The sequence below is a fragment of the Kitasatospora sp. NPDC001547 genome (assembly GCF_042894165.1).
Lineage (GTDB): Bacteria > Actinomycetota > Actinomycetes > Streptomycetales > Streptomycetaceae > Kitasatospora.
Map to the genome: position 1 here is coordinate 1 of NZ_JBIAVL010000009.1, position 23,377 is coordinate 23,377.

At 73.8% G+C, this 23,377-nt stretch carries 23 protein-coding genes; 11 read left to right on the forward strand and 12 right to left on the reverse strand.

What is annotated here, in order from left to right; translation table 11 throughout:
• Nucleotides 1–186 precede the first annotated feature (186 nt).
• Nucleotides 187–831: a dihydrofolate reductase family protein gene (locus tag ACFY0X_RS18265; RefSeq protein ID WP_387755738.1), complete on the reverse strand. Its 645-nt coding sequence runs from the start codon at nucleotides 829–831 to the stop codon at nucleotides 187–189.
• A 300-nt stretch (nucleotides 832–1,131) separates the two neighbouring features.
• Between ACFY0X_RS18265 and ACFY0X_RS18270 the strand changes: the two genes are divergently transcribed.
• The 3 genes from ACFY0X_RS18270 to ACFY0X_RS18280 all read left to right on the forward strand — a co-directional run bounded on the left by ACFY0X_RS18270 (nucleotide 1,132) and on the right by ACFY0X_RS18280 (nucleotide 3,173).
• Complete coding sequence (locus ACFY0X_RS18270) at nucleotides 1,132–2,202, forward strand: phosphatidylinositol-specific phospholipase C domain-containing protein (RefSeq protein WP_387755740.1); 1,071 nt, start codon at nucleotides 1,132–1,134, stop codon at nucleotides 2,200–2,202.
• Nucleotides 2,203–2,315: 113 nt separating this feature from the next.
• Entirely contained in the window at nucleotides 2,316–2,708 is a 393-nt protein-coding gene (locus ACFY0X_RS18275) for a ribonuclease domain-containing protein (protein ID WP_387755742.1), read from the forward strand.
• Between the two features lie 114 nt (nucleotides 2,709–2,822).
• Nucleotides 2,823–3,173 (forward strand): 5-carboxymethyl-2-hydroxymuconate Delta-isomerase, encoded by a 351-nt coding sequence (locus tag ACFY0X_RS18280; RefSeq protein WP_387755744.1) that lies wholly within the window; start codon nucleotides 2,823–2,825, stop codon nucleotides 3,171–3,173.
• Between the two features lie 67 nt (nucleotides 3,174–3,240).
• Here ACFY0X_RS18280 and ACFY0X_RS18285 read toward each other — a convergent pair whose 3' ends face one another.
• Nucleotides 3,241–4,854 carry an alpha/beta hydrolase gene (locus ACFY0X_RS18285; protein WP_387755746.1) on the reverse strand — a complete coding sequence of 538 codons (1,614 nt, stop codon included), beginning with the start codon at nucleotides 4,852–4,854 and terminating at the stop codon, nucleotides 3,241–3,243.
• Between the two features lie 146 nt (nucleotides 4,855–5,000).
• Here ACFY0X_RS18285 and ACFY0X_RS18290 point away from each other — a divergent pair, with 146 nt between their 5' ends.
• From ACFY0X_RS18290 to ACFY0X_RS18300, 3 genes are all read left to right on the forward strand, one after another.
• Nucleotides 5,001–6,353: an MFS transporter gene (locus ACFY0X_RS18290; protein WP_387755748.1), complete on the forward strand. Its 1,353-nt coding sequence runs from the start codon at nucleotides 5,001–5,003 to the stop codon at nucleotides 6,351–6,353.
• Between the two features lie 236 nt (nucleotides 6,354–6,589).
• Entirely contained in the window at nucleotides 6,590–7,411 is an 822-nt protein-coding gene (locus tag ACFY0X_RS18295) for an SAM-dependent methyltransferase (protein ID WP_387756172.1), read from the forward strand.
• Between the two features lie 92 nt (nucleotides 7,412–7,503).
• Nucleotides 7,504–9,138, forward strand: a complete 1,635-nt coding sequence (locus tag ACFY0X_RS18300) for a purple acid phosphatase family protein (RefSeq protein WP_387755750.1) — start codon at nucleotides 7,504–7,506, stop codon at nucleotides 9,136–9,138.
• Between the two features lie 171 nt (nucleotides 9,139–9,309).
• Here ACFY0X_RS18300 and ACFY0X_RS18305 read toward each other — a convergent pair whose 3' ends face one another.
• The 5 genes from ACFY0X_RS18305 to ACFY0X_RS18325 all read right to left on the reverse strand — a co-directional run bounded on the left by ACFY0X_RS18305 (nucleotide 9,310) and on the right by ACFY0X_RS18325 (nucleotide 14,185).
• Nucleotides 9,310–10,788: a cytochrome P450 gene (locus tag ACFY0X_RS18305; protein WP_387756174.1), complete on the reverse strand. Its 1,479-nt coding sequence runs from the start codon at nucleotides 10,786–10,788 to the stop codon at nucleotides 9,310–9,312.
• A 168-nt stretch (nucleotides 10,789–10,956) separates the two neighbouring features.
• Nucleotides 10,957–11,574 carry an ATP/GTP-binding protein gene (locus tag ACFY0X_RS18310; protein WP_387755752.1) on the reverse strand — a complete coding sequence of 206 codons (618 nt, stop codon included), beginning with the start codon at nucleotides 11,572–11,574 and terminating at the stop codon, nucleotides 10,957–10,959.
• The gene (locus ACFY0X_RS18315) at nucleotides 11,555–11,917 is read right to left on the reverse strand and encodes a DUF742 domain-containing protein (RefSeq protein WP_387755754.1); all 363 of its coding nucleotides are present in this window, start codon (nucleotides 11,915–11,917) and stop codon (nucleotides 11,555–11,557) included. Before ACFY0X_RS18315 ends, ACFY0X_RS18310 begins: the two co-directional genes overlap by 20 nt.
• Before the next feature lie 82 nt (nucleotides 11,918–11,999).
• The gene (locus ACFY0X_RS18320; RefSeq protein WP_355264222.1) at nucleotides 12,000–12,386 is read right to left on the reverse strand and encodes a roadblock/LC7 domain-containing protein; all 387 of its coding nucleotides are present in this window, start codon (nucleotides 12,384–12,386) and stop codon (nucleotides 12,000–12,002) included.
• Between the two features lie 17 nt (nucleotides 12,387–12,403).
• Nucleotides 12,404–14,185, reverse strand: a complete 1,782-nt coding sequence (locus tag ACFY0X_RS18325; protein ID WP_387755756.1) for a sensor histidine kinase — start codon at nucleotides 14,183–14,185, stop codon at nucleotides 12,404–12,406.
• Between the two features lie 558 nt (nucleotides 14,186–14,743).
• Here ACFY0X_RS18325 and ACFY0X_RS18330 point away from each other — a divergent pair.
• The 5 genes from ACFY0X_RS18330 (at nucleotide 14,744) to ACFY0X_RS18350 (ending at nucleotide 18,774) form a co-directional block, all read left to right on the forward strand.
• Nucleotides 14,744–15,739, forward strand: a complete 996-nt coding sequence (locus tag ACFY0X_RS18330; RefSeq protein ID WP_387755758.1) for a GlxA family transcriptional regulator — start codon at nucleotides 14,744–14,746, stop codon at nucleotides 15,737–15,739.
• A 37-nt stretch (nucleotides 15,740–15,776) separates the two neighbouring features.
• The gene (locus ACFY0X_RS18335) at nucleotides 15,777–16,556 is read left to right on the forward strand and encodes an MBL fold metallo-hydrolase (RefSeq protein WP_387755760.1); all 780 of its coding nucleotides are present in this window, start codon (nucleotides 15,777–15,779) and stop codon (nucleotides 16,554–16,556) included.
• 182 nt (nucleotides 16,557–16,738) lie between these two features.
• Nucleotides 16,739–17,359: a SigE family RNA polymerase sigma factor gene (locus ACFY0X_RS18340; protein ID WP_387755762.1), complete on the forward strand. Its 621-nt coding sequence runs from the start codon at nucleotides 16,739–16,741 to the stop codon at nucleotides 17,357–17,359.
• A complete protein-coding gene (locus ACFY0X_RS18345) occupies nucleotides 17,359–18,057 on the forward strand; it encodes a hypothetical protein (protein WP_387755764.1) in 699 nt (232 codons plus the stop codon). The genes ACFY0X_RS18340 and ACFY0X_RS18345 overlap by 1 nt, the downstream gene beginning before the upstream one ends.
• A 138-nt stretch (nucleotides 18,058–18,195) precedes the next feature.
• Nucleotides 18,196–18,774 (forward strand): suppressor of fused domain protein, encoded by a 579-nt coding sequence (locus ACFY0X_RS18350; protein WP_387755766.1) that lies wholly within the window; start codon nucleotides 18,196–18,198, stop codon nucleotides 18,772–18,774.
• A gap of 12 nt (nucleotides 18,775–18,786) precedes the next feature.
• Here ACFY0X_RS18350 and ACFY0X_RS18355 read toward each other — a convergent pair whose 3' ends face one another.
• The 5 genes from ACFY0X_RS18355 to ACFY0X_RS18375 form a co-directional block, all read right to left on the reverse strand.
• Nucleotides 18,787–19,467, reverse strand: a complete 681-nt coding sequence (locus ACFY0X_RS18355) for an HAD family hydrolase (RefSeq protein ID WP_387755768.1) — start codon at nucleotides 19,465–19,467, stop codon at nucleotides 18,787–18,789.
• Nucleotides 19,468–19,695: 228 nt separating this feature from the next.
• A complete protein-coding gene (locus ACFY0X_RS18360; RefSeq protein WP_387755770.1) occupies nucleotides 19,696–20,037 on the reverse strand; it encodes a hypothetical protein in 342 nt (113 codons plus the stop codon).
• Nucleotides 20,034–20,438 carry a hypothetical protein gene (locus ACFY0X_RS18365; protein ID WP_387755772.1) on the reverse strand — a complete coding sequence of 135 codons (405 nt, stop codon included), beginning with the start codon at nucleotides 20,436–20,438 and terminating at the stop codon, nucleotides 20,034–20,036. Before ACFY0X_RS18365 ends, ACFY0X_RS18360 begins: the two co-directional genes overlap by 4 nt.
• Nucleotides 20,439–20,508: 70 nt before the next feature.
• Nucleotides 20,509–22,311 carry a hypothetical protein gene (locus ACFY0X_RS18370; protein ID WP_387755774.1) on the reverse strand — a complete coding sequence of 601 codons (1,803 nt, stop codon included), beginning with the start codon at nucleotides 22,309–22,311 and terminating at the stop codon, nucleotides 20,509–20,511.
• Nucleotides 22,308–23,372 carry an ATP-binding protein gene (locus tag ACFY0X_RS18375; RefSeq protein ID WP_387755776.1) on the reverse strand — a complete coding sequence of 355 codons (1,065 nt, stop codon included), beginning with the start codon at nucleotides 23,370–23,372 and terminating at the stop codon, nucleotides 22,308–22,310. Before ACFY0X_RS18375 ends, ACFY0X_RS18370 begins: the two co-directional genes overlap by 4 nt.
• Nucleotides 23,373–23,377: the final 5 nt, after the last annotated feature.

Below are 23,377 nucleotides of genomic sequence, written 5' to 3' on the forward strand. Positions count from 1 at the left end.
AGTCGGTGGTGAGGGCGGCCCCCGGGGTGTGACCGGGGGGGCCGCCCGGGGCGCCCCCGGGGCGGGGGGGGGGAACCCCCGCGGGGGCCCCCCCCGGGGGGGGGGGGAGGCCGCCGTCGTCCGTACCGCGCCGTCCGCGCCGTCCGTGCCGAGCACCCGGCCGTAGCCGGGCCGGCCGGGGCCCGGCTACGGCCGGGTGAAGGTGAGGTGGGTGACGCCGCTCGGCGAGGCCACCGCCTCGGTGCGGAAGCGCCGCTCCAGCCCCTCGAGCCCGGTCCAGAGCGGCTCGCCCCGGCCGAGCAGCACCGGCACCAGGACCACGTGCAGGTGGTCGATCAGATCGGCCGCCAGGAACTCCCGGACGGTGGTCGGGCCGCCGCCGATCCGCACGTCCAGGCCGCCGGCCGCCTCCCGGGCCCGGCGCAGCGCCTCCTCGGGGGAGGCGTCGATGAAGTGGAAGACCGTGCCGCCGTCCATCTCCAGTGACGGGCGCGGGTGGTGGGTGAGGACGAAGACCGGGGTGTGGAACGGCGGGTTCGGCCCCCACCAGCCCCGCCAGTCCTCGTCCTGCCAGGGGCCGCGCTGCGGGCCGAACTTGTGGCGGCCCATGATCTCCGCGCCGATGCCGTCGCCCCAGGTGCGCGCCATCGCGTCGTCCACGCCGGTGCTGCCGCCGTCTTTGCCCTGCATCCGCCGGAACGTCTGGGTGTGGAAGAACCAGGTGTGCAGCCGGTCGGCGGCATGGCCGAACGGGGCGTCCAGGCTCTGGCCCTCGCCCGTGCCGTAACCGTCCAGGGAGATCGAGAAGTTGTGGACCCGCACCAGGGACATCGTTCCTCCGCCGCGCCGTGTCTCGCGCGTGCCTCGGGTGCGGACCGCCCGCACCCCCGCGCGCGGGCCACGCTAACCGGGGGCGCCGGTTTCCCGACGCTCCGTCACCCGTGCCGGGCGTGGCGGGAGCGGCGGGTGGTGAACGGGTGGAGGAAGGGGAGGGGAGCGGGGGAGAAGCGGTGTGGCCGTCACGCTATTGTCGTGCCTTCTTCATCCTGAGCACGCCCGGGCGGGCGATGCTTCGTCAGGCTGCCCGGGAGCCGGGCGGCCGCATCCCACGACCTCGGGGGGACCGTTCCGATGACCGTACGCCGCACCCTGACCGGATTCCTGGCCGCGGGCCTGATGGCCGCCGCGGCGGCGCTGGTGCCGACCGCACCGGCGGACGCCACCACCGGCGGGCCGGGCGACCTGCCGTTCGGCTCCGCGACCACCGTCGGCCTCCACAACACCTACGACCCGGGCGCCTTCCCGTACCTCGCTCAGGGGCTGGACACCGGCACCGGGATGATCGAGCTGGACCTCTGGCCGAACATCGTGACCAAGAAGTGGCAGGTCAGCCACTCCAACCCGTTCGGCAACTCCAACAACTGCACCGCCGCGAGCACCCCCGCGCAGCTCTACGGCGGCAACACCGACCAGGACCTGGGGAGCTGCCTGGACGACGTCCGGGTCTGGCTCGCCGCGCACCCCGGCGCCGGGCCGCTGGTGATCAAGCTGGAGCTCAAGCCCGGCTACTCGGCGAACCTCGGGATGGGCCCGGACCAGCTGGACGCGCTGATCGCCCAGCACCTCGGCTCCGCGGTGCTGCGCCCGGCCGACCTGCTGGCCAGGCCCGGCGGCGGCTCGTACGCGAGCGTCGACGAGGCGGTGCGGGCGGGCAACTGGCCGAGCCGCTCGGCGCTGGCCGGCAAGGTGCTGCTGTACGCGATACCGGGCACGGTCGAGCTGGACAACCCCTTCGACACCCTGCACACCGACGTCGAGCAGGGCCGGCACCTGCGCGACCTGGCGGCGGCCGGCCGGATCGGCCAGGCCCAGGTGTTCCCGTCCGTGCTGGGCGCCGCCACCGGCGACCCGCGCGGCCGGTACACCGGCGCGGACGCCTCGATCCGGCCCTGGTTCGTGGTCTTCGACGGCGACGCCTCCACGTACGTCACCACCGTCGACACCGCCTGGTACGACGGCGCCCACTACCTGCTGGTGATGACGGACTCCCACCTGGTCGCCCCGGCGATCAGCGGCACCGACCCGACCGCCGACCAGGCGCGGGCCCGCACCGAGCAGTTGGCGAAGGCGCACGCGAGCATCGTCTCCAGCGACTGGCGCAGGCTCGCGTCGGTGCAGTCGCTGGTGCTGTCCCGCGGCTGACCGGGGCCGGTGGCTGACCAGGTCAAGGCACCTGGGAGTACGTCGAGTTGACCGGAGGTGAAGAGTTGGAACGGGGGTTCCGGCGGCGCCGCGCGGTCGCCATCCTGGTTGTCATGACCCGAACTCTACGCGCGTGGAAGACCCGCGTCGCCGCCACCGCCGCCGTTGCCCTGGTCACCCTCGCGCCGATCGCCGTCGCCACCGAGGCGCACGCCGCGGTGAGCGGCTCGGTGTGCCTGACCGCCCTGCCCTCGCAGGCCCGCACCACCCTCGACCTGATCGCCTCCGGCGGTCCCTTCCCGTACCGCCAGGACGGCGTCGTCTTCCAGAACCGGGAGCGCGTGCTGCCCGCGCAGTCGTCCGGCTACTACCACGAGTACACCGTGGTCACCCCGGGCTCGTCGACCCGCGGGGCCCGCCGCATCGTCACCGGCGAGCAGTACCACGAGGACTACTACACCGCCGACCACTACGCGACCTTCCGCAAGGTGAACTTCGGCTGCTGACCCGGCCACCGCTCCACCGGACGCTCCGGGGCCCCGGCGCCGCACCCGCGCCGGGGCCCCGAAGCGGGTCCGGTACCCTCGGCCGCGCCCGGCAGACGACTCCTGGAGGTTCCCGTGCCGCAGATCCTGGTCGACCACTCGGCCGAACTCGAATTCGACCGGGCGGCCCTGGCCGCCGAGGTCCACCAGGCGATCACCGAGGTGATCGACACCACCGTGGCGGACTGCAAGACCCTCTTCCGCCCGGCCGGCGGGCACCGGGTCGGCGACGGGACCGGCGGTGAGGCCGTGGTCCTGGTCGAGGTGAAGATCCTGGCCGGCCGCAGCACCGAGCAGCGCGCCGAACTGAGCGCCCGGGTGCTCGCCGCCCTGCGCGCCCGGATCGCCCGGCCCGCGGTCATCGCCGTCCAGGTCACCGAACTCGACCGGGACACCTACCGCATCGTCCACCACCCCGGCCACTGAGAGCCCGGGAGGACGGCGGCGGCGCCGGGCCCGCGGGCCCGGCGCCACCGGTGGGGTGCGGTCCGGATCAGTCCGTCGGGCAGTGGATGCCCGCGGCCGGCACGGTGCCGTCCAGCAGGAAGGCGTCCACCGAGGCGCGGACGCACTTGCTCGCGCCGTACCCGGTGTGGCCCTCGCCGTCACGGCTGAGCAGGACGGCGTTGCCCAGCTCGGCGGTGAGCTTCTCGGCCCAGGCGTACGGGGTGGCCGGGTCGCCGGTGGTGCCGACGACCACGATCGGGGTGGTGGCGGCGGACTTGATCACGTGCGGCTTCTCGGTGGCGCGGAACGGCCAGATCCGGCAGTCCGGGTCGAACAGCGCGGCCGTCGGGTCGTGCTTGCTGACCAGCGGGGCCTTGGCGGCGAGGTCGGTCAGCGCGGCCTGCAGCTGCTCGCCGGCCGGGGCGTCGGTGGCGCCGTCGGCGCAGTGGATGGCGGTGTAGGCGTCCGCCGAGGGGCTGTAACGGCCGTCCTTGTCGCGGCCGTTGTAGCCGTCGGCGAGGTCGAGCAGATAGTCGCCCTTGCCGCGCACCATCGCCCAGCCGAGCGAGTTGCGCAGACCGTTCCAGGCCTTCTCGCCGCCGTAGAGCCGGCTGAGGACACCGGTCCAGGCCAGGCTGGACGTCAGGGTGCGGCCCTTCTCCGTCCTGAGCGGCTTGTCCTTGAGCCCGTCGAGGAAGGCGGCGAGCTTCGGCGCCGCCTGGTCGGCGTCCTTGCCGAGCGGGCACGCGTCCTTGGTGACGCAGTCGGCGGCGAAGGCCTTCAGGGCCCGCTCGAAGCCGGCCTGCTGCTCGATGTTGTGCTGGACCAGCGCGGTGGAGGCGGAGGTGGCGCCGTCCAGGACGAGCCGGCCGACCCGGTCCGGGAACTCCTCGGCGTAGAGCGAGCCGAGGTAGGTGCCGTAGGACATGCCGAGGTAGTTGAGCTTCCGGTCGCCGAGCGCGGCGCGCAGCACGTCCATGTCCCGGGCGCTGTTGCGGGTGCTGACGAACGGCAGGACCTGCGCGAACTTGGCCTGGCAGGCGTCGGCCAGCTGCTTGCCGTGGCCGTCACCGGGCTGGTCGGTGCTCAGCCAGCCGTCCCGGGTCCGGTCGTCCAGGCAGTTGAGCGGGCTGGTGCCGTCGGTGCCGCGCGGGTCGAAGCCGACGATGTCGTAGCGGTCGTGGACCGGGCCGTCGAAGCCCTTGGGGTCGTAGGTGACCATCTGGACGCCGGAGCCGCCCGGGCCGCCGGGGTTGAGCAGCAGCGAGCCGATCCGCTGGTCGGCCTTGGCGGCCGGGTTGCGGACCACGGCGACGTCCAGGGTGCCGGTGGCCGGGGCGGTGTAGTCGAGCGGGACCTTGAGGGCGGCGCACTGGAGCGCCGAGGTGTCCTCCTGGTTCTGCGGGTCCTTCGCGCAGGGGCCCCAGGCGAGCTGCTGGCCGTAGAAGGCCTTGAGCGCCGGGTCCTCGGCGCCGGTGGGCCTGACCGTCGGTGTCGGTGTCGGTGTCGGGGCGGCGCCGGGCGTCGCCGCGGCGGCGGCCGGGGTGGTCGCGGGGGCGGCGGCGGGGCCGCTCCCGCTGCCGCAGCCGGCCAGCAGGGCGGCGGTGGCGACGGCCGCGACGGCGGCGGGCAGGGTGCGCCGCGGGGTTCGGGTGATCATGGAATGCACGGCACAGGAATATCACCCGCCCGTCACATCGGTCACATGGGATTCCCGGAGACCCTCCCGGTGTCGAACCGTGCGACGGCGGACATCGCTTGCGACGCATGATTCCCCGGCGGTCCGAACGGTGCCATGCTGAGGCCATGACAGAAAGCAGTGCGGTGGCCCCGCTCCGTGATCACGTGGAAGTCGGCGGGCGGCGGCGCGAGTTGGCCGCGGCAACGGTCGGATCGGTGGTCGAGTCCTTCGACTGGAGCATCTACGCCGTCCTCGCGCCCTACTTCGCGGCGGACCTCTTCGGGCACGGCAAGCACGGCGTCAGCGGCGTGCTCGGCGCGTACGTCACCTTCGCGGTGGGCTTCGTCGCCCGCCCGGTCGGCTCCTACCTGATCGGACGGCTCAGCGACACCCGGGGACGGCGCTTCGCGCTGAGCTTCGGCATGGCCGTGATCGCCGCCGCCAGCCTGGGCATCGCCGCCATCCCGGGGCGGGAGGCGATCGGGGTCTGGGCCGCGGTGCTGGCCGTGCTCGCGCGGGTGGTGCAGGGGCTCGCCTTCGGCGGCGAGGCGCCGAGCGTGGCCGCGTACGTGACCGAGACCGCCCCGCCGCGGCACCGCTTCGCGTTCAGCTCGGTCTCCTACGGCGGGATCGTCCTCGGCTCGCTGCTCTCCTTCGGGGTGCTCACCGTACTGATCCGCACCATCGGCAAGTCCGGTCTGGAGAACGGTGGTTGGCGCTGGGGATTCGTGATCGCCGCGCTGCTCGGGCTGGCCGCCGTCTGGGTGCGGCGGTGGGCGCCGGAGAGCGCGGAGTTCCGCCGCGCCCGGGAGCGCGTGCGGCGCACCGCCCGCCCGCCGTTCCTGCGGACCCTGCGTGACCACCGCTGGGCGGTCTTCACCGTCTTCCTCAACACCCTGGGCGGGACGGTCGGTTACTACTTCGCGCTGGCCTACCTGCCGCAGTACGCCGCCGCCTACCACGTGATCAGCAAGGAGGAGGCGGCCTCCTTCATGACCGTGGTGCTCGGCGTGGTGCTGGTCACCATGCTGCTCACCGGCGCCGCCGCCGACCGCTTCGGCCTGCTGCCGGTCGCCCGGCTCGGCTTCGGCCTGCCGATCCCGCTGGTCGGCATCCTGCTCGCCGGGCTGCGCCAGGGCTGGCTGCCGTTCCAGGTCGTCGCCGTGCTGCTGGGGATGCTGGTGGCGACGGTGCTCGGCACGCTCAACGTCTTCACCGGACTGCTGTTCCCGACCGAGGTGCGGGCGGTCGGCCTCGGTGTGGTCAACGCGTCCACCATCGCCGCGTTCGGCGGCACCTTCCCGCTGCTCGCCGAGTGGTTGAGCGACCGGCACTGGCTGGGGGTCATCCCGGTGTACGTCACCGTCTGCACGGCCGGGCCGGCCCTCGCGCTGCTGACCGCGATGAAGGTGCCGTCCTTCGCGGCGGCCGTCCGGGAGGCCGACGCGCCGGTTCGGCGGACAGCGGGAACCGCCTGACGGACAGTCAACAGCTGTGGTTGAGTGGTCCGGACCACCGCTGAACGGGGAGGGCGAGCGTGGACACCGACGCATCGGGTACCGACACACCGCGCACCGACACACCGCGCACCGGCGCACGGGGCGCCGACGCACCGCACACCGGCACGCGCGGCGGCGACACGCCGGGCGGCTTCGTGGCGGACGGCTTCGGAGCGGACGACCGCGACCTGGCGGCCGACCTGTCGGAGAGCTGGCTGACCGAGGCCGGGTTCGAGGAGCCGCCGCAGGTGGACCTGCGCACCGACCGGGCCCACTCCGCCCGGGTCTACGACTACCTGCTCGGCGGCAAGACCAACTTCCCGGCCGACCGCGAGGTCGGTGACCGGGTCATCGCCGACCTGCCCGGCGTGCGCGAGGACGCCACCGCCGCCCGGGCCGTGATGCACCGGATGGTGCGCCGGCTCGCCGAGGTGCACGGCGTCCGCCAGTTCCTGGACGTCGGCACCGGCATCCCCACCGCGCCCAACCTGCACGAGATCGTGCAGGCCGTGGACCCGGCCTGCCGCGTGGTCTACGTCGACAACGACCCGATCGTGCTGGCCCACTCGCGCGCCCTGCTCACCAGCGCCCCCGAGGGCCGCACCGCCTACGTCCAGGGTGATCTGCGCGACCCGGAGCGGTTCCTGGCCGATCCGGGGGTGGCCGCCACCCTCGACCTCGGCCAGCCGGTCGCCCTGACGCTGATCAACATCGTCCACTTCCTCTCCGACGAGGCCGCGCACCCGCCCGTCCGCAAGCTCCTGGACGCCCTGCCCGCCGGCAGCTTCCTGGCGCTGTCCGCGGGGACCGCCGACGTCGCGCCGGAGCGCATCGCGACCGCCGGCCGCCGGTACGCGGAGGCCGGGATCCCGCTCCACTTCCGTTCCCGCGAGGGCGTCGAGCGCTTCTTCGCCGGGCTGGAGCCGGACGACCCGGGGGTGGTCCTGATCAACCGCTGGCACCCGGAGCTCGCCGACGACCCGGCGCAGGTCGAGGGCGAGGTCTCGGCCTACGGGGGAGTCGGTCGCAAGCCGTAGAAAACCGAAGATCTGTCAAAACGATCGTCTTTACCTGTACATGTCATTAAAGTGACTGCCCGTCGAACCCCCACTCGGCAGGCGGAGTTTTCATGACCATTGCACGCAGGTCCATCCTCAAGGGCACATCGGCGGCCGGAGCCGCCCTGGTGGCAGCGGGATCGGCGGCGGCCGCGCAACCCGCGGCCGCCCGGCCGGCCGACGACGCGCCCACCAGCCCCCTCCTGCAGACCACCCCGCACCGCGCCGGAACGGCCGGAGTGAGCGGACTGCACCTCCAGTTCGGCACCGACGCCGGCACGGAGATGACCGTCTCCTGGATCACCCCGCAGTCCGTGCGCCGCCCGCAGGTGCGGTACGGCTCACCGGACGGCGGCCTCGGCCGGGTCGTCCAGGCGGAGACCCGCACCTACCGGGACTCGATCGACAAGGCCGAGGTGTACGTCCACCACGCCCGACTCTCCGGCCTGCGCCCGGGCGCCACCTACCTCTACAGCGCCGGACACGACGGTGCCGTCCCCGAGACCGGCACCTTCACCACCGCCCCGCGCGGCCGCGCCCCCTTCACCTTCACCAGCTTCGGCGACCAGGCGGCCCCCAACCTCCGCCGCCGGATCACCTTCCCCGACGGCATGCCCTCCCCGCTCGGCAAGTACCCGGTGTTCATGAGCAGCCAGGTCGGCACCGCGGCCTCCGCCGACATCGTCGCCGCCGTCGAACGCGTCGGCCCGCTGTTCAACCTCGTCAACGGCGACCTCTGCTACTCCTCCTACGCCGGCCGGCACGGCCAGAGCCGCACCGCGACCTGGGCCGACTGGTTCATCAGCAACAGCCGCTCCACCCGGCTGCGGCCCTGGATGCCCTGCGTCGGCAACCACGAGAACGAGGGCGGCAACGGCCCGATCGGCGCCACCGGCTACCAGGCCTACTTCTCCCTCCCCGACTCCTCGGCCTCCTCGGACGAGGAGACCCGGGGCATGTGGTACGCCTTCACCGTCGGCTCGGTGCGCTTCATCAGCCTCGCCAACGACGACGAGGCCATCCAGAACTCCGGCGACGGCTACCTGCGCGGCTACTCCGGCGGCGCCCAACGGCGCTGGCTGGAGCGGGAGTTGCGGGCGGCGCGGGGCAGCCGGGCGATCGACTGGATCGTGGTCTGCATGCACCACCCGATGATCTCCAGCTCGAAGCACGGCTCCGGCAGCGACCTCGGCCTCCGGGAGGCCTGGGGCCCGCTGTTCGACGCCTACGGGGTCGACCTGGTGGTGTGCGGCCACGAGCACTACTACGAGCGCTCCCACCCCGTCCGCGGCACCCTGCCCAACGACGCCCGCACCCCGGTGCCGACCGAGACCCGCACCGACCTGGTCGACACCGGGAGGGGCACCGTCCACATGATCATCGGCGCCGGCGGCAACGCCGCCACCACCCAGGACGACCTCTTCGAGCAGCCCAAGGGCCGGGTGGTCGTCGGGCTGGAGGACCCGAAGCCGGGGGCGCCCTACCGGGAGTCGGTCTGGCTCACCGAGGACGCCCCCTGGGCCGCCGTCCAGGACCGCGTGCACAGCCACGGCTTCGCGGCCTTCGAGGTCGACCCGGGCGACCGGCGCGGCGGCACCACCACCATGAAGGTCACCTACTACACCTTCGACGGGCCGCACGGCGACCTCACCCCGGTGGACACCTTCACGCTGTACCGGCGCCGGACCGACGGGCGCGACGGCTGATCCGACGCCCGGGGCCGGGACCGGGCCTCGGCAGGGTCCGGGTCCGCGGCAGGGTCCGGATCCGCGCCGGGAGCCTGGTCCGCGCCGGGGCCCGGGGAGACCGTACGGCCTCCCCGCGCCCGGCGGCCAGGCCTGACCGGGCCAGGTGCGAGAGGCCGGCCGAGCGGCCGTTCAGCGCCGGAACAGACCGGTCAGCACGTCCCACCAGCCGCGGCGCTGCGCCGGGACCGTCGGGGCCACCGCCCCGGCCGCCCCGGCCGCCCCCGTGCGCTCGGCACCGCGGGGCGCCGGGACGGCCGGGCCCGGTGCCTGCTCCGCCGCCGCCCCGGCCTTCGCCTGGACGGCCTCCGCCTGCTCCGCCTCGGCCACCGAGAGCGGGTCCGGCTCGATGTCCCGGGCGGTGAACTCCACCGGCAGCGCCGTCAGATGACGGGAGATCCAGGCCGAGCTCCAGGTCAGCTCCTCCTCGGGGACCGCGAGCCGGACGTCCGGCAGCAGGGTGAGCAGGATGTCGATCCCGGCCTCGGCGACGTGCCGCCCGATGTCCTGGCCGGGGCACTCGTGCGGCCCGGCGCCGAAGGACAGGTGGGAGCGGTTGCCGTACAGCGGGGCCGCCAGGTCGGGGCGGACCACCGGGTCGACGTTGCCCGCCGCGAGCCCGAGCAGCAGCAGGTCCCCGGCCCGGATCTGCTGGCCGCCCAGCTCGGTGTCGGCCGTCGCCCAGCGGCCGGCCACCAGGGACATCGGCGGGGAGTCCCACAGCACCTGGTCCAGCGCCTCGCCCAGGGTCATCTGGCCGCCGGAGAGGTGGGCGCGGAAGCGCGGGTCGGTGAGCACCATCTTCAGCGAGTCGGCGATCAGGTTGACGGTGGTCTCGTTCGCGGCCAGCAGCACCACCCGCAGGTGCTCCATCACCTCGTCCTCGGTCAGCCCGGCCGGGTGCGCCAGCAGACGGCTGGTCAGGTCGTCGCCGGGGCTCTCGCGCCTGATGGCGATGGTCCGGCGCAGACCGGCGACCACGTACTCGTTGCTGGCGATCGCCGTCTCGGTGCCCTTCATCAGGTCCCGGGCGGCGGTGACCAGCTGCGGACCGTACTCGTCCGGCATGCCGAGCAGCTTGGTCATCACCAGCATCGGCAGGTGCTCGGCGAACTGGGAGATCAGCTCGGCCCGTCCGGTCGGCCCGACCACCTGGACCAGGTCGGTGGTGAAGCGGCGGACGTGGCGGCGGATGCCGCGCCGGTCGAAGCCGTTCAGGCCGTCCAGCAGCGCGCCGCGCAGCCGGCGGTGCTCGTCGCCGTCCGCGAACACGCAGATCGGCTGCCAGGCGACCACCGGCAGCAGCGGGGAGTCCGCCGGGACCTCGTTGTTGCGGAAGGCGTTCCACAGGCGCGAGTCCCGGGAGAACAGCGAGGGGGTGCGCATCGCGGCGATGTTGGCGCCGTGGCCGAGCACCAGCCAGGCCCGGTGGTCGCCGTGCAGCAGCACCGGGGCCACCTCGCCGTACTCGGCGCGCAGCTTCTCGTACAGGCCCGCCGGGTCGGCCTCGGCCTCCGGCCCGTACAGGCGGCGCAGGCCGCCGGGGCCGGTCGGGGCGATGCCGCCGCCCGCGTGGGCCGGGCAGCCGGGCGGCGGGGCGGCGGCCGGCACGGGGGCGGCGGCGGTACGGGCCGCGGAGCGGGGCCCGGTACGGGGTTCGGGTTCGGCGCCGACGGGTTCGGGGGTCGGGGTGGTCACGGGCTCTCCGGTCGCGGGTGGGATTCGGTGACGGGCATCGGGTCGGCGGGCGGGCCGGGAGGGGGCCGGTGCGCCGGCGGGCTACGGGGCCGCCGGGGCGGCCAGCTCGTACAGGTGGTGCATCAGGGCCATCAGGGTGTCCCGGCTGGACTCCCGGCTGCGCGCGTCGCAGGCGACGATCGGCACCTCGGGCGGCAGGTCGAGCGCGCCCCGCAGCTCGTCGAGCGGGACGGACGGCGCCTCCGGGAAGCCGTTGACGGCCACCACGAAGGGCACGCCGCGCTCCTCCAGCCGGCCGATCACCTCGAAGCTGACCTCCAGCCGACGGGTGTCCACCAGCACCACCGCGCCCAGGGCGCCCTCGAACAGGCCGTTCCAGAGGAACCAGAACCGTTCCTGGCCGGGGGTGCCGAAGACGTACAGCACCAGCCGGTCGCTGATGCTGATCCGGCCGAAGTCCATGGCCACGGTGGTGGAGGTCTTCTGCTCGACCCCGGTCGGGTCGTCCACCCCGACCCCGGCCTGGGTCATGGTCTCCTCGGTGGTCAGCGGGCGGATCTCGCTGACCGCGCTGACCAGCGTCGTCTTGCCGACGCCGAAGCCGCCGACGACCACCACCTTGACCGCCGTGGTGACGGTGTCCGGCAGCAGGTCCGTACCGGCCGGCCCGACCACCGGGTCAGAGCCGCTGAAGTCCATGGATCACCGCCTCCAACAGGGCACGGTCGGGGAGTTCCGCCGCGGGCACGGCGGCGCTGCGGGCCTCGATCAGCCCGTCGTCGAGCAGGTCCGCCAGCAGGACGGTGACCACGCTGACGGGGAGCTCCAGGTAGGCGGAGACCTCCGCGACCGAGAGCGGGGAACGGCACAGCCGCAGGATCGCGGCGTGTTCCGGCTGGTGGGCGGGGGTCGGCTCGGCGAGGGAGACGATCAGGGTGACCAGGTCGAAGACCCCCGGCCCGGAGGGGCCGCTGCGGCCCCGGGTGATGACGTACAGCCGGTCGGGTTCGGGGCCGTCCCAGCCACCCTGCTCGGCCGTCATGCCACCGCCTCGCTGTGCTCGTTCAGCTGCCCGTCCCGCCGCCGGAGCCCGGTGCGGCGGGCCGGGTCGGCTGCCGGGTCGGTCACACGACCACCTCGGGGTTGCGCGGCGGGGTGGACAGGTGCTCGCCGATCCGGGCGACCAGGTCGCGCATCTGGTGGCTGACCAGCCCGGCGTCCACGCCCTCGTCGGCGAGCACCGCGAGGTAGGCGCGGTCACCGGCCGCCATCAGGTAGAAGTAGCCGCCGTCCACCTCGATCACCACCAGCCGCATCGAGCCGTCGCCGTGCGGGAACTCGTGGCCGATCGCGCCGGCCAGGCTCTGCAGCCCGGCGCAGGCGGCGGCGAGGCGGTCGGCGGTGTCCGGGTCGGTGCCGTACTGGGCGATCCGCAGGCCGTCGGCGGACAGCACGATGACGTGGCGCACGCACGGGACGCTGTGCGCGAGGTCGTTGAGGATCCAGTCCATGTTGCTGCGGTGCGGAATCACTGCTCGCCTTTCCCTGCCGTCTCTTCACTGGTGTGTGCGGCGCTGGTGTGTCCGGCACCCGTCTGTCCGGAACCCGGTTGTCCGGAACCCGGTTGTCGGGCGTCCGACTGCCGGGCGTCCGTGCCGTGTCCGGCTTCCGCGGTGGCGCGGCCGGTGTCCGTGCCGCGGCCGGGTTCCGTGGCGTGCCCGGTGCCTTCCGGTCCCGTGGGCCCGGTCGGTGCCGGCCCGGTGCCCTTGATGCCGTCCATGAACGCCTCCAGCCACAGGCCCGGCTGCTTGGGTTCCTTGGGCTCCCTGACGGGGCGCGGTGCCTGGGCCGGCGGCCCGGGCACGGGCCCGGCGGGCCGCGCGGCGGCACGGGCGGCCGCGCCGTAGCCGCCGCGGGGCACCATCGGCCGGCTGCGGCGGCGCTGCGGCAGGCCGTTGGGCGTCCACTCGGTCACGATCACCTCGTCGTCCCCGGCTCCCGGGCCGGACGGGCCCCACGGGTTGGTCGAGCCGTAGGACGGCCCGACGCCGGCCGAGGTCGTCCGGGTGCCCCACGGACGACCCGGGGCCGCGTGCCGGGGCGGGTTCGCGGGGAGCGGGCGGGGCCCGGAGAAGGCGCCGATGCCGTGCGCCCGCCCGGTCGGCGGCGCGGTGGTGAGCAGTTCCTGCGGTACGACCAGCACCGCCCGGACGCCGCCGTACGCGGAGCGGCGCAGCGAGATCTGGAAGCCGTACGCCTGGCAGAGCCGGCCCACGATGGCGAAGCCCAGCCGGGGCGACTCGGTGAGGTCGTCGAAGTCCTTGGAGACCATCGCCTCGCGGATCGAGCGCTCGGCGCGGATCCGCGCCTCGTCGGTGAGGCCGAGGCCGCCGTCCTCGATCTCGATCGCCATCCCGCTCTGCACCTCGGAGGCGCTCAGGTGCACGTGGGTGTGCGGCGGGGAGTAGCGGGTGGCGTTGTCGAGCAGTTCGGCGACGGCGTGGATGAGCGGCTCGACGGCCGGTCCGGTGACGGAGATCTGGGCCACCGGGTGCAGGTCGACCCGCTGGTACTCCAGGATCCGGGACATGCCGCCGCGCAGCACGCTGTAGAGCGCGATCGGGCGGGTCCACTGGCGGCCGGGGCGGGCGCCGGACAGGACGGCGATGCTGTCGGCGAGGCGGCCGGTCAGCGCGTTGCCGTGGTCCAGGCGCAGCAGGTCGTCGAAGACCGCCGGGTCGTTGCCGTGCCGGTCCTCCATCTCCCGGAGGTCCTTGGCCTGCCGGTGGATGATGGCCTGCACCCGGCGGGCGATGTTGACGAAGGCGCGCTCGGCGGAGTCGCGCCGGCTGACCTCGTCGTCGACGGCCTTGGCGACGGCCTCGGTGACGGCCACCAGGGAGCGGCGGAACCTCGGTGAGACGGGGGCGTCGCCCTCCTCCAGCGGGCGGGTCAGCACGTCGAAGGAGTACCCGTACCGGGCCCCGGCGACCACCCTGCGCATCTCGACCCTGGCCAGCCGGTCCAGCTCGTCCTCCTGCCCGGCCAGCCGGCGCTGCAACTCCTCCACCTGCCGGGCGTGCCGGTCGCGCGACTCGCTCAGCGCCCGCCCCCGGCGGGCCGACTCGGCGGCCACCACGGCCACCAGCACGGTGCCCGTCGCCCCGCACCACAGCACCCCGGCCCGGGCCCCGGCGGACACCACCAGCGCGGCGACCGCCACGGCCGCCGCCATCACGGCCGTCGGCAACAACCAGCCGAGCAGGGGCGCTCGGCGCCGTCTGGCGGGTGACGATCCAGCTCGAAGCATTCAGCATCCTCAAACGATCGGAACAGTACGGGGGACGGGTGGGGGCCGGCTCCGGAGGCGTGGTGGTGCAGCATAGCCAAGTTCAGGACATCCTGACCGAAAGTCAAAAATACCGTCCCGCAACCGACTTGTCGCAAACTGCCGGACAACCCCGACATCTCGCACACCAGTCGTAACCGGGGACGGCCACCGCCCGCCCACCAGGCTTCTCGCCCCGGCGCCCGCGCGCCGCCGACCCGCTCCGGATTCGCTCATGCGAAGGGTTTCCGCTCCAAGTGCCTCCGCCGAGCGCCGAGTTCGTGCTACGGCGCGGTGATGCCGGTCAATCGGTGGTGCGGCGATCACCCGGAAGGGGATTCGCGGCTGGGCCCGGCGGGCGGGCGGGCGGACCTGTCCGTCCGGCCGCCGCTTCGGCCGTCTCGGTCGCTTGCGCCGCCTCGCCCGCTTCGGCTGCCTCGCCCGCCTTGGCCGCTCGCGCCGCTTCGGTCGTGGCCGATGGCCGGATGTGACAGAACCCCGGCATTGCGGACACGGCCCGGGCGGCGGAAGGATCGGGGCATGCCCGAACCGCGCACCGTCGTCATCGCCGCGTTCCCCGGGGTCGAGTTGCTGGAGGTGACCGGCCCCGCGGAGGTGTTCTCCGTCGCGTCCCGCCTGGTGGAGGGCGACGCCCCCGCCTACCGGGTCGAGATCGCCGCCGTGCGGGCCGGCCCGCTGCCCACCGCCGCCGGGATCAGCCTGGTCGCCGGCCGGTCGCTGGCCGAGGTGGGCCCGGGCGTCGACACCCTCCTCGTGGCGGGCGCCATGGACCACGCCGACGGCCGGTACCAGGCCGTCGTCGACCCTGACGTCGTCGGCTGGCTGGCCACGGCGGCGCCGGCCGCCCGGCGCGTCGGCGGCGTCTGCGCCGGCGTCCACCTGCTCGCCGAGGCCGGACTCCTGGCCGGTCTGCCCGCCACCACCCACTGGCTCACCGCCGACCAACTGGCCGCGCGGTACCCGGACATCGCGGTGGACCCGGAGCCGATCTTCATCCGCGCCGGGCGGATCTGGACCTGCGCGGGCGTGACCGCCGCCCTGGACCTCGCCCTCGCCATGGTGGCCGAGGACCACGGACCGGCGATCGCCCTCGACGCGGCCCGCGCCATGGTGATGTACGTCAAACGCCCCGGCGGGCAGACGCAGTTCAGCGTTCCGCTCTCCCTCCAGGCGAGTGCCGACGACCGCATCGACGAACTCCGCCGCTGGATCGACGACAACCTCGCCGAGCGGATCCCGGTCGAGGCGATGGCCGCCCGGATGAACCTGAGCGTGCGCCACTTCGCCCGGGTCTTCCGCGACCGCACCGGCCGCACCCCGGCCGACTACCTGGAGGCGGTCCGGGTGGAGGCGGCCCGCCGGCTCCTGGAGGAGACCGCCCGCAGCCTGCCCGACATCGCGGCCGCCAGCGGACTCGGATCGGTGGAGACCCTGCACCGGGCCTTCCGCCGCCGCCTGGGCGCCACCCCGGCCGAATACCGGCGCCGGTTCCGCCCCCACGCCACCGCCCGCTGAATCCCCATCACCCCCCTTCTCCCCGAGGAGCGCCCGGTTGTCCCGCACCAGGGTCATCCCGATACCCGTCCTGGGCCGTCACGCCGTCAACGCCTACCTGCTGCTCGGCCGCCACCCGGTCCTCGTCGACGCCGGAACCCCCGGCAGCGCCCGGCGCATCACCGAACAGGTCGCGGCCCACGGCGTCGACCCGCAGGACGTCCGCCTCGTCGTCGTCACCCACGGCCACATCGACCACTTCGGCTCCGCGGCCGAACTGCGCCGGCTCACCGGCGCCCCGATCGCCGCCCACGCCGCGGACCTGGGCCCCTACCGCACCGGCCGGGTCCGCGAACCGTACCTGCCCACCGGCCCGATGGGACGGCTCATGGCCCGCAACGCGAAGCTCCACGAACAGGCGGAACCCTTCGAGCCCGACCTCCTCGTCCACGGCGAGACCGCCCTGGCGGACTTCGGCGTCGACGGCCGCATCATCCCCACCCCCGGCCACACCGCCGGCTCCGTCTCCGTCCTCACCGACGACGGGGACCTGGTGGCCGGCGACCTCATCGCCAACTCCTTCATGGGCCTCATCGAGGGCCGCCCGGCCAACCCGCCCTTCCACGACGACCCGCTCGCCAACCTCGCCAGCCTCCGCGCGATGCTCGACCTCAAGCCCACCCGGCTCCACGTCGGCCACGGCACACCCCTCGACCCGGCCCGCGCCGACCGCTGGGCGACCGCCGAACACCGCAGGCTCCACCGCCGAGCGGCCCGCGGCCGCCTGCGGACCAGGTCACAGGACCCGGACCCGCGGCCGGCCGCGCGAGACCGGTGACCGGGACGCGCACGGGCGGCCCCGGGGTGGGTTCCCCAGCCGTTCGGGGCGAGGATCCGCGGGATGCCCGCGCACGGCCCGTTCTCGTGGACAGGGCCGTGCAACCCTTGCGGCGGCGCGGCGGTGAGTAGGGCAGAGCGACGGTCCGGTCGGGCCGTCGCGTGGACGCGAAGAGGAATCGGATGACCGCGAGCGCATTGAACATCCCGGTGGAGGACCGGCCCAGGCCCGTCACGGCATCGGCTTCCGCGGGCGGTCCCGGACTGCGGGAGCTCGACTTCGAGGCGTTCGCCGCCACGCGCTGGCGGCGGCTGGTGCGCACCGCCTACCTGCTCACCGGCGACCACCACGAGGCCGAGGACGTGGTGCAGGCGACGTTCGCGAAGGTCTTCAGGAACTGGTCCCGGATCAGCCGCCTGGACGAGCCGGACGCCTACATCCACCGGGCCCTGGTGAACAACAACCTGAGCCGTCACCGGCGGCGCCGGGCCAAGCAGTTGCTCATGCCCGTCCTTCCCGACCGGGCGGCCACCGCCGGCGGCGGCCACCGCGGCGTCGAGGAGCGCTCGGTGCTGCTCCAGGCGCTGGCCGGGTTGCCGCAGCGTCAGCGGGCCGTGGTCGTCCTGCGGTACTGGGAGGACATGAGCGAGCGCCAGGTCGCCGAGGTGCTCGGCTGCTCGGTGGGCAACGTCAAGAGCCAGGCCAGCCGGGGCCTGGCGAAACTGCGCGGCCACCCGGCGCTGGCCTCGTACGCGGCGGACACCGGTTCAACGATCGACGGCACGAACGGAGGCGACAGGTGATGGACACCGAGGACATGGTGCGCGGCGCCCTGCGGGACGAGGCGGCCCGGGTCGAGGTGGCGGACTGGTCCGCCGGGCCGGTGCAGGCCCACGTGCGCCGCCAGCGGCGGGGGCGCAGGGTGGCGATGGGCGCCTCCGCGGTGGCGGTCGCGCTGGCGGTGGTGGCCGGGACGGGCGCGGCCCTGTCCGCGCACCGCGGGGCCCGGGCCGTCGGGCCGGCCGCCCAGGTCCTCCCGGAACCGGCGGGGCCCGCTCCCGAGGCGGTGGTGGTGGAGCCCGGCCAGCAGCTGCCGTTGGGCCGCCCGGGCTGGTGGATGCAGCTGAAGGACCAGGAGATCTGCATCCACGACGCCCCCGCGTACGGAAGCTCCCCGGGCTGCGGCGGATACTCCTGGGCGGGCGGAGCGACCGAGGTCACCATGCAGTACTACGGGAACCCCGGGCAGCCGGACAGCCTGTACAACCTCGTCTACCACGGGCCCGGGCAGGTGGCCCGGATGGCCGTCGAACTGGACGGCCGGTCCCGCTGGGCCACCGTCGCCTCCCTGCCCGGCACCCCGGGCTACGCCACCGGCTTCGTCTGGGGGCCCAGCCGGAAGACCGCCGACGGCCCGACGGAGTTCCCGCTCGAGGGCATCAGGATCGCCGCGTACGACGCCCAGGGAATGGTCCTGGCGAGCAAAACGCTGTCGCCCTGACCCACGCGGCTCGGCGCCGACGGGCGAAGCCCGCCAGGGCAAGGCAACGCCCCGCCCTGGCCGGGCCCGCGCCAAGCACTTCCCGACCCCTGAGCGATCGGCCGGGGCCGCCCCTCGACGGTCTGGCATGATCGCGCGGTGAGCGTTGCGAAGGTGCAGGCGGCAGCGGCCGTCGAGTCGCATGTCCGGAGGTTCTTCAACGGGCATCCCGTGGAGGTCGTCGAATACGACCTCGGGCCGGGCCGGCGGGAGGTGGTGCCCGACCTGCGAGTTCTCGTCGTGGGTCCCGGCCCGCGCGGCGACTGCTGGGCCTATGTGACGGCCGGTTGCTGGTCCGCGGGAGAGCAGGACGGCTACGGACTCGAGTTCGTCATGACCTCCCACGTCCGTGACCAGCGGTTCGTCGAACTCATGGCGGTGCTCGCGTACTACCACTGCGGAGGGCATCGGCTCGACCTGGAGCACAGCATGCCGATCGGTGAACCCTGGGTGCCGGGTTCGGCCTGCGACCACCTGCTCATCAGCCTGCCCTATCTCCACGGGCCCGAGCTCGAGCGCTGTCCGTTGCCCGCTGGACACGCCCGCGTTCTGTGGGCCTTGCCGGTGACCGCAGCCGAGAACGAGTTCCGCCGACATCACGGCCACGAGGCGTTGGAGCGACTCTTCGACGCGGCCGAGATCGTTCCCACCGATCCGTTCAGGGCCTCGGTCGTGTGAGCTCCCGCCCGGTCAGAAGAGGTCCAGCAGTTCCGTGAGGGACGCGATGGACGGCACCTCCGTTGTGAGCGATCCCCGGCAGACCGCGCGCCCCGCATACCCGAGTCCGATCGCAGCGGCGACCAGGGCCGGATCGTCGTCGACGAACAGGCACTGCGCGGGCGCGAGTCCCAGCGCGTCGCTGGCATGGTGGTACATGCGTGGGTCCGGCTTGTTGCAGCCGAGCACCGTGGAGATCGCATACGCCTCGAAGAACCGCCCGATCCCCAGTCCCGCGTGAAGGTCGGGCAGATTGGGCCAGGCATCCGATACCACCGCCATCCGCACGCCCCGGCGGCTGAGCTCTCCCAGGGTGCCCACGACCTCCGGATAGGTCTCCAGGAGAGTGGCCGGCGGGACCTCGCGGCGCAAGTCGGCGAGGAGTTCCGAGGTCGGTTCCACCCCCACGTCACGAAGCATCAGCCCGTGGTAGTCGTCGAGCCCAGGCGCGGGCGACGAGGCAGCGAGGAAGCGGTCGCCTGCGGCGATGGCTGCCGCGAACTGTTCCGACGTGACCGAAGGCACGTGGGCGAGAACGGTCTGCTCGAAGTCCGCCCGTGGGTTCCACCGGCCGCCGATCGGCTGCATCAGCACGCCGCCGGAGTCGAAGAGAACAGCGCGGAGGTCTTCCTGAGAAGAGGGTCGTGTCGTCATTGGGCTCAGTCTGGTCAACGGACGCCCGTCAGTCGACCCTTGAGCGATCAGCCGGTCTGAGTCAGACCGACATCACTGATTCAAGCCCAGTGGATCTGCGGGCCAGTGATCCTGCGGATCGGAAGCGGGGGACATGGATCGAGCTTGCGAGTCCGTTTCTCCAGTTCCCCCGGTGGCGCGTGTGGGTTTCATCTGCAGACCGGCTTACCGGCGCGATCAAGGGGGGCTTCAGTCCGCGCGTCGGGACTTCCATGTGAAGGCGTCTGCTGTCCGCCTGGCCAACGATCCGGTCTGCCAGGACTCCGTGATGTCGGTCCAGTCGTGGAGGCGTGCACTGCGGGCACCGTGTTCTGCCTCTTGGTCGTAGAAGAGGCTGAACCTGTAGACCCTGCCCTCGGCGGAGATGATCTGGCCGTCTTCGTGGTCGGGGCCTTCCTGCACGAGGTCGACGACGACCGTCCCAGCGGGATCGAGCCCCTGGGTCCGCAGAAGCTCGCGCAACCGGGTCCAGAGGTCGAAAGTGCTGGTCCGCAGAAGCTCGGTGTACTGGACGACGATGCTTGTGCTCATGAGCTCGTCTTCGGGGTGTTCCAGGACCGAGCCCAGCTCTCCGCCTGGTCCGGAGGCCACAGGAAGCGGGCGCCGAACTCCTTCTCCGCACTGGGCTCCGCCTCCGTCAACGCACGGACCAGCGCCGGGCTGTAGACGGCACGGACCCGGAAGTCCACCAGGAACCGGCTCTTGATCACCATCCGCACGTAGCGGCGGTGGCTCCCTCGGTGGCGGCCGGCCACGATGACGTTCTCACCGCCGTCGCCCCAGGCCGGCGGTGCGATCCACAGCTTCGCCCCGGGCGCGAAGTGCCGCAGCCCCTTGTGGATCTCCAGGCCGCCTTCGCCGTGGCTGGTCTCCTGAGCGACATTGGCCACCAGGCATATGCCCAGCGGCTCCGCTCCAGTTGCGTCCGTCATGACTGCCATGATGGCTTGGTCCGGGCGTAGTGGCGTGGTCTTTTTCCCGAGGGACGGCTCTCGGAACTGTTCAGCTCATCCGGAAGACCGGCCCGCGCGGGGTGAACGGCAGGGCGGCGCCGCGGGGGACGAGGAAGGCGTGGTCGCGGCGCAGCCGCAGGACGTCGCACTCGCCGTCGGTGATGACCAGGACGGGCGCGCCGGGCGGGAAGTCGTCGGCCCGGTCCAGCAGGTCGATGCCCGGCTGGAGGACGGTGCCGCCGCGCCCGTGCACCCGCAGCCGCCCGGCGATCTCCTCGACCGGGAGGTAGCCGGCGTCGTGCGGGGCGGCGTCGCAGTGCACCACCCGGGCGGCCGGGACGTCGCGGGCGGCGGCGTAGGAGGCGATCGCGCCGAGCGCCTTGCCGAGCAGCGGCCGGCTCATCGAACCGGAGGTGTCCAGGACGACCCCGAAGGTGCAGCGCGGCACCTCCTCCTCGGGGCGGTAGCGGCCGGCCCGGGGGATGTCCGGGGTCGCGGACTGCCGGCGGGCGGGACGGGAGTAGCTGCGCACCGGTTCGGGGCTCGGCACGAACTCGTCGAACCAGCGCGCCAGTCGCGCGTCCCAGGGGAGCGGCGGGTGGGCGAGTGCGCGGATCTCCTCGACCAGGCCGGCCGGGAGCAGGCCGCGTTCGCGCCGGTGCAGCTCGAAGCCCTGCTGGAGGCCGCGCCGGTAGAAGTCGTCGAGGTCCACGTAGTCGCGCGGGCCGCGGTCCAGCGGTGCGCCGAGGACGTCCGGGCGGTTCTTCCCGGCCAGGGTGGCGAGCCGGCGGATCCGGCGCTGGTCGCGGACGATCCGGTCGTACACCTCCTCGGCCGACAGGCCCTTCAACTGCGGGTCGTGCAGCAGGCCTTCGGGCATCTCGCCGACGCCCATCTCCAGCAGCCAGCCGTTGATGACGTAGTCGGCGGCGACGTTGAACAGGAACGGGTCCCGCCCGCCCTGGCGCTCGCCGTGCCGCAGGGCGGCGTGCAGCATCTCGTGGCCGAGGATGAACCGCCACTCCTCGTCGGTGTACTGGCGCAGCGGGTTGACGTAGACCTCCCCGGCGTCGGCGTTGACGGCGGCGATGGCGATGTCGTGGGCGCGGGCGAGTTCGGCGTCGGCCACCAGGGTCAGGCCGGCCGCGATGCCGCCGAGCAGCGGGTAGGAGGAGACGAACCAGTTGAGCGCCCTGGTCCAGGGGCGTTCGGGCAGGCGCCGGCCGGTCTTCTCGTCGATCCGGCCGCCGGCCCGGTCCATCGCGGCGGACACGGTGCGGGTGAGCGCGGCCGCGAAGGCGCTCTGCCAGTCCTTGGGCGCGCGGCCGCTGCCGTGCCACTCGACCAGCAGCTGGTCGCGGCAGGCCGGGCCGGCGGTGCCGGCCGTCCCGGCGGCGTCGGCCGGCGGCAGGCCGTCGCGGCGCCAGCGGGCGGCCAGCTCCTCCTCGTCGCCGCCCGGGTACTCGGGCGGGAGAGCGACCGGCGGGTGGCCGACCGGGAAGGTGGCGAGGAAGCGGTTGACCACCGCGCAGCGGGCGGCGGCCGCGTGGTCGTCCGGCTGGACCCGGGCGCCGCGTCCGGCCGGGACGTGGCCGAAGCCGAGGTGCAGCAGGCCGTGCGCCAGCACCCAGGCCCACTCCTCGGGCTCGGCCCGGCGGCGCGGGTTGACGTGCACGGTGCCGTTGGAGTCGACCACCGCCCAACCGCCCGGCGGGGCGGCCCCGCAGGTCTCGGTGCGGCAGAACTCGGCGGGCAGGGCGGCGAGGGCGGGATTACGGCGCAGCAGCCGGACGCCCTCGGCGAAGGACTCGGCGCCCGGGTCGGGCTTCCGCTTCGCGGCGGCGGGCTTCACCGGCGGGCCTCGACCAGGCGCGGCATGTCCCGGGCGGCCTCGATCAGGAACCAGGAGGGCAGCACCGGATTGCCGTCCGCGCCGTCGGCGATCACCGTCTGGGCGACCTCGACCGAGATCTCGGCCAGCTGCACCAGCAGTGACTTGGCCCGGAAGGCGGTCTGCCGCTGCGCCCCGGAGGCGTGCTCCTTGCTGGCGGGCAGCTCCTTGACCAGGCGGCCGCGGAAGGAGTCGGCCAGGTAGTAGAGCAGGTCGCGGTCCTCCACCCGGTGCGGCCAGCGGGCGTCGCCCTTGAGGATGGCCTCCAGGCCGTACGAGTTGCGGACGATCTTCGCGTAGCCGCAGAAGGCGATCGCGTGCTGCGGCGTGAGCAGGCCGTACGCGAGGACCTTGAGGGTCTCCTCGTCCAGCGTGGGCCCGAAGGAGTGCAGCGCGTCGGAGAGCATGTGCCAGGCGCGCGGGGTGGAGAACGGCTCCTCGGTCTTGGGCGGGGCGGACCACAGGTGGTCGGGCCGGTCGGTGAGGTGGTCGAGGACCCAGGGGTGGATCCCGGCGCCGGCCGCCCAGCGCAGCCAGTCCTCGGCGCTGGCCCGCAGGTGGACGTGGATCATGCGGTTGACCAGCGCGGACGCCATCGGCCGGGCGAGCGCGCCGTCGGTGGCGCGGTTCCCCGCGCCGATCACGATCGAGCCGGGCGGCAGCTCGTACGAGCCGATCCGGCGGTCCAGGATCAGCGAGTAGAAGGCCTTCTGGACGTCCGGCGAGGCCGCGTTGAGCTCGTCGAGGAACAGGCAGTACGGCTCGTCGCGGGCGATCTGCTCGGGCGGGCAGAACCGGGAGCGGCCCTCGGGGGTGAGCTGCGGGACGCCGATCAGGTCCTCCGGGGCCAGCTGGGTGCCGACCAGGCTCACGCACTCCAGGCCGAGCGACTCGGCGAACGCCCTGACCAGGGAGGACTTTCCGATCCCGGGGGCGCCCCAGAGGAACACCGGGCGGACGGTGGCCAGGCCGAGCAGCAGCTCGGGGATCTGGGCGGGCGAGACGCTGACTGCTCCCTGCACGGGGC